The sequence below is a fragment of the Sodalis sp. (in: enterobacteria) genome, assembly GCF_051710625.1.
In the GTDB taxonomy this organism is placed as follows: domain Bacteria; phylum Pseudomonadota; class Gammaproteobacteria; order Enterobacterales; family Enterobacteriaceae; genus JBPESN01.
On sequence record NZ_JBPESN010000077.1, the window covers coordinates 1 to 10,785 of the forward strand.

At 55.0% G+C, this 10,785-nt stretch carries 11 protein-coding genes and 3 pseudogenes; 7 read left to right on the forward strand and 7 right to left on the reverse strand.

Annotated features, from left to right (window positions below):
- Positions 1–326 precede the first annotated feature (326 nt).
- From ACTBDU_RS14270 to ACTBDU_RS14300, 7 genes and pseudogenes are all read right to left on the reverse strand, one after another.
- Complete coding sequence (locus ACTBDU_RS14270; RefSeq protein ID WP_438806932.1) at positions 327–659, reverse strand: DUF305 domain-containing protein; 333 nt, start codon at positions 657–659, stop codon at positions 327–329.
- Between the two features lie 101 nt (positions 660–760).
- A pseudogene (locus ACTBDU_RS14275) lies at positions 761–1,813 on the reverse strand (FAD:protein FMN transferase).
- 304 nt (positions 1,814–2,117) lie between these two features.
- Positions 2,118–2,417 carry a hypothetical protein gene (locus ACTBDU_RS14280; protein WP_438806933.1) on the reverse strand — a complete coding sequence of 100 codons (300 nt, stop codon included), beginning with the start codon at positions 2,415–2,417 and terminating at the stop codon, positions 2,118–2,120.
- Between the two features lie 359 nt (positions 2,418–2,776).
- Positions 2,777–2,938 carry a YqaE/Pmp3 family membrane protein gene (locus tag ACTBDU_RS14285; RefSeq protein ID WP_438806934.1) on the reverse strand — a complete coding sequence of 54 codons (162 nt, stop codon included), beginning with the start codon at positions 2,936–2,938 and terminating at the stop codon, positions 2,777–2,779.
- 115 nt (positions 2,939–3,053) lie between these two features.
- A pseudogene (locus tag ACTBDU_RS14290) lies at positions 3,054–3,193 on the reverse strand (general stress protein); the annotation flags it as partial.
- A 304-nt stretch (positions 3,194–3,497) separates the two neighbouring features.
- On the reverse strand, positions 3,498–3,887 hold the full coding sequence (locus ACTBDU_RS14295; protein ID WP_438806935.1) for a hypothetical protein: 390 nt from the start codon (positions 3,885–3,887) through the stop codon (positions 3,498–3,500).
- Positions 3,888–4,065: 178 nt separating this feature from the next.
- On the reverse strand, positions 4,066–4,188 hold the full coding sequence (locus ACTBDU_RS14300; protein ID WP_438806936.1) for a hypothetical protein: 123 nt from the start codon (positions 4,186–4,188) through the stop codon (positions 4,066–4,068).
- A 32-nt stretch (positions 4,189–4,220) separates the two neighbouring features.
- On the opposite strand from ACTBDU_RS14300, the gene mnmA reads away from it, so the two are divergent.
- From mnmA to ACTBDU_RS14335, 7 genes and pseudogenes are all read left to right on the forward strand, one after another.
- Complete coding sequence (gene mnmA, locus ACTBDU_RS14305) at positions 4,221–5,330, forward strand: tRNA 2-thiouridine(34) synthase MnmA (RefSeq protein WP_438806937.1); 1,110 nt, start codon at positions 4,221–4,223, stop codon at positions 5,328–5,330.
- Positions 5,331–5,422: 92 nt separating this feature from the next.
- Complete coding sequence (hflD, locus tag ACTBDU_RS14310) at positions 5,423–6,052, forward strand: high frequency lysogenization protein HflD (protein WP_438806938.1); 630 nt, start codon at positions 5,423–5,425, stop codon at positions 6,050–6,052.
- Between the two features lie 19 nt (positions 6,053–6,071).
- The gene (gene purB, locus ACTBDU_RS14315) at positions 6,072–7,442 is read left to right on the forward strand and encodes an adenylosuccinate lyase (RefSeq protein ID WP_438806939.1); all 1,371 of its coding nucleotides are present in this window, start codon (positions 6,072–6,074) and stop codon (positions 7,440–7,442) included.
- A 176-nt stretch (positions 7,443–7,618) separates the two neighbouring features.
- Complete coding sequence (phoP, locus tag ACTBDU_RS14320) at positions 7,619–8,290, forward strand: two-component system response regulator PhoP (protein WP_025422642.1); 672 nt, start codon at positions 7,619–7,621, stop codon at positions 8,288–8,290.
- 5 nt (positions 8,291–8,295) lie between these two features.
- Entirely contained in the window at positions 8,296–9,762 is a 1,467-nt protein-coding gene (phoQ, locus tag ACTBDU_RS14325) for a two-component system sensor histidine kinase PhoQ (protein ID WP_438806940.1), read from the forward strand.
- Positions 9,763–9,877: 115 nt separating this feature from the next.
- Positions 9,878–10,568: pseudogene (locus tag ACTBDU_RS14330) on the forward strand (cupin domain-containing protein); the annotation flags it as partial.
- A gap of 75 nt (positions 10,569–10,643) precedes the next feature.
- On the forward strand, positions 10,644–10,785 hold a 142-nt coding region (locus tag ACTBDU_RS14335), incomplete at its 3' end, for a transposase (RefSeq protein ID WP_438806941.1).

Consider the following 10,785-nt stretch of genomic DNA (forward strand, 5'->3'; position numbering starts at 1 on the left):
CTATATCGTGGGATATTACAGCGCACTCAGGCCGCATGAATATAACGGTGGGTTGCCACCAAACAAATCAGAAAGTAGATACTGGAAAAACGCTAACGCGGTGGCCAGTTTTAGTTGACCACTACACTTACTTGTGGGTTGAAGATGGGTTACCAAAAGATTCCCGATCATACACTGGCATAGTTAGACTTACCAAACCTGGGCCGGGATTGCAAGCCGGACTCTGCCCGCTCAGCCTCAGCCTCAGCCTCAGCCTCAGCCTCAGCCTCAGCCTCAGCCTCAGCCTCAGCTCATAGACAAGTTCGTTAACTTGCGTCCGTCAAGGACTATTTTTTCTGGCCGTGCTCCGCTAGCCACTGCTGCATCGTTGCGATTTCAGCTTTTTGCGCGCTGATGACATTTTCCGCCATATTGATCGCACCTTGATAATGGGGAATCACCCCTTGCGCAAAAACGACGTCCGGATCGGCGGCTTTCACGCCGGCACTCATATCGCCGTGCATATCTTCCATCGAATCGAGATAAGCTTTACTGGCAACGGAAAGCCTTCCCTGATCCTTTGACCCACTCATGCCGGCCATCTCATGGTGCGCGTCAGCGGCACCGGCCACTAATGGCGCGATCAACAGTAACAGCGGAAAGAAAGGGTACTTACGCATCGTTTTCTCCTTAAGTTTTGTCTCCTAACGGTCAAGCCTTTTAAGGCTTACCGAGTGCAGGGCTATTGTCAAGGCAAGGTTTCGCCCTAAGCCCTGCGACGTTAGGCTTCCTTATCGCTATGCGAAATGATAAAGGAGGAAAACTGCGGCGACATCCAGGTGGTAAACCCGTGATCAGTTTTGGTAATCAAGAATACCGCCAAGCCTTCTTGCAGCGCCAGTTGCTTGGCCTTTTCCGTGCCGAGCACCATTAAACCGCTATCCCAATCGTCCGCTTCCAGCGCCGTTGTGGCAATAACCGTTGCCGAAACCAGTTTGTGAACCATCGGTTTACCGGTGACAGGATCAATGACATGCCTTACGCGCTTACCCTCAAGCTCATAGTAGTTCCGATAGCTGCCGGAGGTGCTGATACCGTGTCCCCGTAAATCCACGACAACCTCCGCCGCCACGGATTCATCCGTCGGGTGCTGCATAGCCACTCGCCAGGGCTGCTGGCTAGAAGACAAATCACGGGTCAACACCGCACTGCCTACCGACACCAGATAGCGGGTAATGCCCCTCAGCTCCAGCAGAACAGCCAGGTGGTCGGTGGCATACCCCTCGCCGACGGTGGAAAGATCGACATACATGTCGGGCACCGATTTTTGCAGCCACTGCCCTTGCTGGTTTCAATAAGCCGCAGATGCGCCAGCCCAACGCGCGGGCGCGGGCGCTTTCGATTTGCTGAACATCCGGCGTCTTTGTCGGTTGTTTTTCCGGGCCGAATCCCCACAGGTTCCCCAGCGGGCCCCAATGGTAATATCCATCGCACCGCCGGTTTTCGCGCCAATACGCAACGCGGTAGAAATAATATCCGCCATGTCTGGGGTAATCGGCTGCGGCTCGGTGCCGTGATAACGGTTAAATCGTGATAAAATCGTATCGTCTTGCCAGGTGGAAATCTGGTAATTATCCTCAGCCAATCGTTGCTCTATTGCTTGATTGAGTCCCGTCAGAGCGGCCGCAAGCGGGTTTGCCACCAGCACGCGATAATAGGTCCCCATGGTTTTCCCTTCGGCACGCCAGGACTGCGCCTGTTCCGACGGCTTGGCGCCGTCGCATCCGCTAAGCAACATCAGTGTTGCCATTATTACCCCTGTCAATCTGCTCATAGCATACCCTTAAACAGCCAATATCGCCGCCCAAAGCCCCAAAAATAGAGCCTTCTCCCGGCGGCAGAAAACGGTCAATATGCTGCCTGAGTCAACGCGCAAAATCCATGCTCGCGCCGAATAAGAAAGGGGTAATTGATACAGGTGAGGTGTAGGCAGCCCAAAAGACACCCGCTTTTTTAAACGGTATTCAGGCAGACCATGAGCCGTCATGGCAAGGCCTAAGGGCGGTGGTGACAAGGCAAGCGAACTTCAGCCGTCAGCGCCGGCGAATAGCGCCAACGTCACAAACCGTTTATTACCCTCATAGCCCTGAATGTAGATTACCCTGGGCGTAATTAAACATTCGTTGCACCACCTCATCCGCGCCTTTGATGACTTCGGACAGATGTCGGTCGCTGCGATTTACCGCTTGGGAATAGGCAATTTCATGCGCTTCATCCACCATGGTAATGATCCTGTCGCGGGTTTGGACATCAAGATTACCCAGGATAGTGGTCAATACGACCTGATAGGCATGAGACGTCACCGTTAGTTGACGCTCCCGCGCCTCCAGCGCTTCAATACGGTCCAACAGAATCTGATAATGGGGGTCGTTCGCCATAATGATTTTCCTTGCGTGACAAAAACAGCCAAAGCAGGATGATTGACTCAGCGCTCGACGGTAAATAAGGTCGCTTCGACTTTCGTCAGCGACAGCAATGGTCCGAGATGGCTCTTTGTCGAACGTTGTGGTACCTAAGCCTTGACACCATCATAGGCCCATTCGTACTGACAAATAAAGCCCGCGACAGCCCTGCGCCGGCCTGCCGCCGGCCGGCGTGGACGCGCGCACCGCTTGGCGACGGATTATCATGAGTATAGAGAATTCCGCCACGACGCTGGACGGCGGAAACGGTAAGCGTTAGCTTGGCGAGAGAATAGCCCTACCGGAGCAAAGCTATCATGGCAGATAAGAAAGGACTAACGGCGGCTGGCAATCACCCAGACGGCATGGATAATGCCTGGGATATAGCCCAGTAAGGTTAACAATATATTCAACCAAAATGCGCCGCGAAAGCCCACTTCCATAAAAACGCCTACCGGCGGTAAAAGAATAGCAAAAATCACTTTAACGAAATCCATATCTTCTCCCGATAAACACTCTTTCTCGGGACGAACATCGACAAACGTAATGGTCAAAAGCGCAGGGAGAACGTGAAACGTGAAGAACGGCTTTATTTCCCTTTATGCATGCCGCCTTTTTCCCTGCCTCAGAGGCTTTTTGCAGGTCATTTTTGAAGCCGCCGCTATCGCTGTGTTGCCCCCTTTTTTACCCGCTTCAGACGCTTTTTGTTTATCTTCAGCAAAATTTCCGGAACCGCTGCGATGTTCAGCCATAATAGCCTCCATTGATGATCATGACAGTATGTCACTAGCAATAACCCGTGTTGTGCTTTGATATTGACAACGGAACGTATCGCGTTATCAACGCTGAAAGCGTAGTCAGCCGTTCACTCTTTCGCCAGACGGTCGAGCGGGCGGGATGGCGGTAATTGCTCTAGGAGCTAGATTGGAAAATTATTAACCTTTAGTCATTAACTTATCGACTAAACAGAGCTCGGGGCTTCCGGTTGCTCCAACCAGGACGGCTTATTTGGCTGAGGCGTCATCGCCGGTGCGCCTCTCCACTCATCCGCGCTTATCAAGCACGTTGGGTAAACCACCAGCAAATAAGTGACCCCGCGCAGACCATGATCACTCCCTGCCAGAAAGCGGGGGTTAAATCGACACCCAGCCATAGGCTGGCAAACGCCGCCGAAAACACTGGGGTAAAATAAGAAGCGGTGGCAAGCAGCGTCATATTGCCCTGAATAATGCCGATGTCCCATGCGGCGTAAGCCGCGCCCATTATGGCACCGGTAACTAAAAGCTGTAGGATGACCGTACTGGTGAATACCAATGTCGCTTTATGACTAAAGCCGTATTTTAGCCATAACAATAAAGAGGTGGCTAACGAGAACAACGCCACGCCATTTTTGCCGCCGGCGTATTTCCGTGTCACATTGCAATAAAGGGCCCAAATGATTGCCACCCTACAGGCTATCCCGCAGGATGACGATATCGACCGCTGCCTGTAGCTGCCGGCTGAATCCATTTACTCCTCCAATCAGCCACGCTCGCCGCTGGTGGCGGAGAGTCTTCGTCGTTATCAGCGCGGCGAGCGCCTGCCGCTGGATCCGCTTCATGCGTACAACTGGCCATTCTAACGGTCATAATTCCGGCGAGGCCGGATAAGCGGCGCGCGGCGCGCCCCGGTTGGCGTAGCGGCCGACGGTGGCGGCCCGGGGGTCGATCATGATAAAATACGCCGCCTGTTTTACTGCGCCGCGCAACGCGCGACGGTCATCCCGTTCGTGAGAATACCATGTCAGATAATAGTCAAAAAAAAGTAATCGTCGGCATGTCCGGCGGTGTCGACTCTTCCGTCTCCACCTGGTTGCTACAGCAGCAGGGTTATCGGGTGGAGGGACTGTTCATGAAAAACTGGGAGGAGGACGACAACGAGGAGTATTGCACCGCGGCAAGCGATCTGGCTGATGCCCGGGCGGTGTGCGATACCTTGGGTATCACGCTGCATACCGTCAATTTCGCCGCCGAATATTGGGATAACGTTTTCGCGCACTTTCTCGCCGAATACCAGGCGGGCCGCACCCCCAATCCGGATATTCTGTGCAATAAGGAAATTAAATTCAAAGCGTTCCTGGAGTTCGCCGCCGACGATCTCGGCGCCGACTATATCGCCACCGGCCATTACGTGCGCCGCGCCGACGTGGACGGCAAAAGCCGCCTGCTGCGCGGTCTGGATGATAATAAAGACCAGAGCTATTTTCTGTATACGCTGGGCCATGCGCAGCTCGCACGCTGCCTATTTCCAATAGGGGAACTGGCGAAACCAGAAGTGCGCCGCATTGCCGCCGAGCTTGGCCTGGCGACGGCCGCCAAAAAGGATTCCACCGGCATTTGTTTCATTGGGGAGCGGAAGTTTCGCGATTTCCTCGGCCGCTACCTGCCGGCGCAGCCGGGAGCGATCGTGTCGGTTGACGGCCAGGAGGTGGGTCGCCACCAGGGGCTGATGTACCATACGCTGGGTCAGCGTAGAAGATTGGGCATCGGCGGCACCCGCGACGGCAGCGAGGATCCCTGGTATGTGGTAGATAAAGATCTTGACCATAACCGGCTGATTGTCGCTCAGGGCCACCAGCATCCACGGCTGATGTCTACCAGTCTTACCGCAGGTCAGCTACACTGCGTCGAACGGGAACCGCTTACCAAAGCGATGCGCTGCACGGTGAAAACCCGTTATCGCCAGCCCGATATCGCTTGTCTGGTAACGCCGCAGGCGGACGGACGTTTGCAGGTGACCTTCGACCAGCCCGTCGCCGCCGTCACGCCGGGCCAATCGGCGGTGTTTTATCTGGCGGAACGCTGTTTGGGCGGCGGGATAATAGAAGCGCGCCAACCCTTAAGTCGCTAAGACCCACCCGCAGCACAAAGGGCCGCCAGGCGCTCCGTTGACCGGACGCCTGACGGGCGGACTTAATCTCAGGGATGGATACAGGAGTCATCTTGGCCAAGAATTATTTCGATATTACACTGGCGCTGGCGGGCGTGTGCCAGAGCGCGCGGCTGGTTCAGCAGCTCGCGCATCAAAGCCAGTGCGATGAGCCGCCGCTGCGCGTCTCGCTCCAGAGTCTGCTGGATTTGAATCCGCCGTCGGTGCGTGCAGTCTACGGCGATAACCCGACCCATCTGCGGATGGGATTGGAGACGCTGCAGGGCGTGCTGAATGCGTCGTCGCGCGAGAGGCTGGGCGCCGAGCTGACCCGGTATACCTTGGGGCTGATGGTGCTTGAACGCAAGCTGAACGGTAATCGTGGCGCGCAGACGGAGCTGAGCCGCCGCATCGACGCCCTTGACCGTCAGCTCAGCCATTTTGATTTACTGTCAGACGCGCTTATCAGCGCGATGGCTGGCATTTATGTGGACATCATCAGCCCGCTCGGACCGCGTATTCAGGTCACCGGCGCGCCGGCGGTATTGCAAAATACACAGATTCAGGCCAAGGTGCGCGCCGTACTGCTGGCAGGCATCCGCTCCGCCGTGCTGTGGCAGCAGGTCGGTGGCGGCAGACTTCAGCTGATGTTCGCCCGCAACCGATTGTTTAAAAAAACCAAACAAATACTTTCACATACTTAATCTCCAGGAGTCGCAATTGATGGAATTATCCTCTCTGACCGCCGTTTCGCCCATAGACGGCCGCTACGGCGACAAAGTCAATCCGCTACGCGCTATTTTCAGTGAATTCGGTTTGCTGAAATTTCGCGTACAGGTGGAAGTACGCTGGCTGCAAAAGCTGGCCGACTGTGATGCTATTAAAGAGGTCCCCCCTTTTGACGACCACGCAAACAGTTTCCTGGACGCCATTGTCGCGAACTTCAGCGTAGAGGATGCCGAGCGCATCAAAACCATTGAACGTACCACCAATCATGATGTGAAAGCGGTAGAATATTTTTTGAAGGAGAAAATCGCCCGGCAACCGGCAGTGCAGGCGGTAAGCGAATTCATCCATTTCGCCTGCACCTCCGAGGATATCAACAATCTCTCCCACGCGATGATGCTCGCCACCGCCCGCGAATCTGTTCTGCTACCGGCCTGGCACGAGATTATCGCGGCGATAGCGGCGCTGGCCGAACGCTATCGCGATATCCCCCTGCTGTCGCGCACCCACGGCCAGCCGGCGACGCCCTCAACGCTGGGCAAGGAAATGGCCAATGTTGCCTATCGTATGACGCGGCAATATCGTCAATTGGAACGCGTGGAGATACTGGGCAAAATCAACGGCGCCGTCGGCAATTATAATGCCCACATGGTCGCCTATCCCGAAGTGGACTGGCATCGGTTCAGCGAGGAGTTCGTCACCGGGCTAGGTATTGGCTGGAACCCCTATACTACCCAAATCGAGCCCCATGATTATATCGCCGAAATGTTTGACTGCATTGCGCGGTTTAATACTATCGTTATCGATTTTGACCGTGATGTGTGGGGTTATATCGCCCTCAATCATTTCAAACAGCGCACCGTCGCCGGCGAAATCGGCTCTTCGACCATGCCGCATAAAGTGAACCCTATCGATTTCGAGAACTCGGAAGGGAATCTGGGCCTGGCGAATGCGGTGATGAATCACCTGGCGGCGAAACTACCCGTTTCGCGCTGGCAGCGGGATTTGACCGATTCCACCGTGCTGCGCAATTTAGGTGTTGGGATGAGTTATGCGCTTATCGCATACCAGTCTACGCTAAAAGGAATCAGTAAACTGGAGGTGAATGAAGCCCATTTGCTGACAGAGTTGGATAACAATTGGGAAGTCCTGGCTGAACCCATACAGACGGTGATGCGCCGCTACGGAATTGAAAAACCGTACGAGAAGCTGAAAGAGCTTACCCGCGGCAAGCGCGTCGATGCTGAGGGTATGCAAGCCTTTATTGATAATTTGCCGTTGCCGGAAGCGGAAAAAGTACGGCTAGAAACGCTGACGCCGGCTAATTATACCGGCCGCGCCACGACAATGGTTGACGAGTTAAAATAAGCGGCGAAAAGGGAACCTGCGCCTGACCCTGGTTCCCTCTCTGTTTATGCGGAGTTTAGTCACTCTCTGGGATACTCTTATCCGGTAAGATATTCCTTCCCAGCCGGGAGGATAACCGCTTAATAAGACGGATTGCGCCACCGGATCCGTTAAGGGTAATTTTATTAGGAGCTGCGATGCGAGTTCTGGTAATAGAAGATAATTCTCTTCTTCGTCATCATCTGACGGTACAGATGCGTGAAATGGGGCACCAGGTAGATGCCGCCGCGGACGCCCGGGAGGCGGACTACTTTCTAAATGAGCATCCACCCGATATCGCCATTGTCGATTTAGGCCTGCCCGACGAGGACGGTCTCAATCTTATTCGCCGCTGGCGCAGCCATCAGGTGAAAATTCCCCTACTGGTGCTCACTGCCCGGGAAGGCTGGCAGGACAAAGTCACGGTGCTGGAAGCCGGCGCTGATGACTATGTCACCAAGCCTTTTCATCTGGAAGAGGTGGTGGCACGCATGCAGGCACTAATGCGCCGCAACAGCGGTCTGGCGTCGCAGGTTATCGAACTGCCGCCTTTCCTCATTGATCTTTCGCGCCGTGAGCTTATGATTAATGAGGTTAATATCAGGCTCACCGCGTTTGAATATACTATTATCGAGACACTGATACGCAACGCCGGTAAAGTCGTCAGCAAGGATTCGCTGATGCTGCAACTTTATCCCGACGCTGAATTGCGCGAGAGTCACACCATCGACGTGTTAATGGGTCGTCTGCGGAAAAAAATGCAGGCCAATTACCCGCATGAAGTGATCACCACAGTTCGCGGTCAGGGCTACCGTTTTGATGTTAACTAGGCTCTATGACCCTATTTCCGTTACGCCACAAAAAACCGTTTTCCCTGCGCGTCATATTCTTGCTGGCGGCGGCCTGCGTAGTTCTGGCGCTCTCTTTGTGCTATGGCATGGTGGCCGTCATTGGCTACAGCGTCAGCTTTGATAAAACGTCATTCCGCGTGCTGCGCGGCGAAAGTAATCTTTTTTTCAGTCTCGCACAGTGGAAGGACAATAAGCTGTCGATCGCCGTGCCGCCAAATATCGATATCAATTTTGCCGCCTTGGTGCTAATTTATGATGAAAATGGCCATATTCTCTGGCGCCAGCGCTATGTACCAGCGCTGGAGTCGCGCGTACAGCAGGACTGGCTGACCAAGACCGGCTATTTTGAGCTCGATACCGATACGCGCACCAGTAGCGCGGTAGTGGGGGATAACCCCAGCGCCCAGGTTCGGCTGAAAGAGTTCGACAGCAGCGACGACAATGCCCTGACCCACTCCGTGGCGGTCAACCGCTATCCGGCTACCGGCCGCTTGCCGCCGCTGACCATTGTGGTCGTCGATACCATTCCTCATGAACTGCAGCGCGCCGATCTGGTGTGGGAATGGTTCAGCTACGTCCTGCTTGCCAATCTGCTGCTGGTGGTGCCCCTGCTGTGGCTGGCGGCGCACTGGAGCCTGCGCCCCATTAAGGATTTAGTTCGCCAAGTGCGCGAGCTGGAGGTGGGCGAGCGGGAACGCCTTGACGAGAACCCGCCGCGCGAGCTGGATATTCTGGTGCGCAACCTGAATATTTTGCTGAATAAGGAGCGTCAGCGCTATCAGAAGTACCGCTCGACCCTGTCTGATTTGACCCACAGCCTGAAAACGCCGCTGGCGGTGCTGCAGACCACACTGCGCTCCCTGCGTACCGATCGCGACACCAATATCGAAATGGCTGAGCCGATTATGCTGGAGCAAATCAGCCGGATTTCCCAACAGATAGGCTATTACCTGCATCGTGCCACCGTTCACTCGGATCATAATGTGCTGAGCCGTGAACTGCATTCCGTGCCGCCGCTGCTCGATAGCCTGTGCTCCGCGCTCAACAAGGTGTATCAACGTAAAGGCGTTTCCCTGTCGCTGGATATTTCACCGGAGTTGACGTTTATCGGTGAGAAAAACGACTTTATGGAAGTTATGGGTAACATTTTAGACAACGCCTGCAAGTATTGCCTGGAGTTTGTCGAAATCAGCGCCCGCGAAAAGGAAAGCGCGCTGCATATCATTATCGAAGATGATGGCCCCGGTATCCCCGAGTCCAAACGCACACTCATCTTCCAGCGTGGTCAGCGCGCCGATACGCTGCGGCCCGGTCAGGGCCTGGGCCTTTCGGTGGCGGCGGAAATTCTTGAGCAATACGACGGCGACATCGTGATTGACGAAAGCGCCCTCGGCGGGGCGTTGGTCGAAGTCATCTTCAAGCAGCAGGGGCCGCAGCCCGAAGACGACTGAGGTCGGTCACGGGCGGGCGCCCCGTCACTTTTGACGCACCGCAGGTAAAATTATCCGCCCTGCGGCGGCGCTATCCGTTATAATTCCTCTCAATCTCCCCGCGTTGGAACAGGCTATGGATTATCAACTTGAGCTGAACTGGAATGACTTTTTACAACGCTACTGACAGAAACGCCCGGTCATCATTAAACACGCGTTTCGCGATTTCGTCGACCCGCTGTCTCCGGATGAACTGGCCGGTCTGGCTATGGAAACGGAGGTGGATAGCCGTCTGGTCAGCCATGATGACGGCGACTGGCAGGTAAGCCACGGTCCGTTTGCCAGCTATGACTATTTGGGCGACCACAACTGGTCGCTGCTGGTGCAGGCGGTCGATCACTGGCACGAGCCCCTCGGCGGCGCTGATGCAGCCGTTCCGCCATCTGCCCGACTGGCGGATAGACAATTTGATGATCTCGTTTTCGGTTCCCGGCGGCGGCGTCGGTCCCCATCCCGATCTGCTGCAGGTTGAACCCTTTGAGGCCATCATCGACGAACAAATGTGGCCCGGCGATATGCTGTACATCCCCCCCGCCTTTCCCCATGAAGGTTATGCGCTGGAGAACGAGCTAAATTACTCCGTCGGCTTCAGGGCGCCGCGCAGCCGCGAGCTGGTCAGCGGTTTTGCCGATTATGTGCTTGCTCAGGAGCTGGGCGGCCAGCGCTACTGCAATCCCACGATTGAGCCGCGCGACGATCCTGCCCACATTCTGCCGCCAGAAGTTGACGCGCTGCGCGACATGATGATGGCGTTGATGCAACAGCCCAATTGTAGTGGCACACTGAATTTAGCCACCTAAACAGAGGTAATATGCTCACCTCAGAACAACACGCGTGCACCAATGAAAAGAAGAAACTTTAGTCCTGAATTCAAACGCGAATCCGCTCAACTGGTTGTCGACCAAAATTACACCGCCGCGCAAGCAGCAAAAGCCATGGACGTCGGCCTTTCTACGATGACGAAATGGGTAAAACAACTGCGTG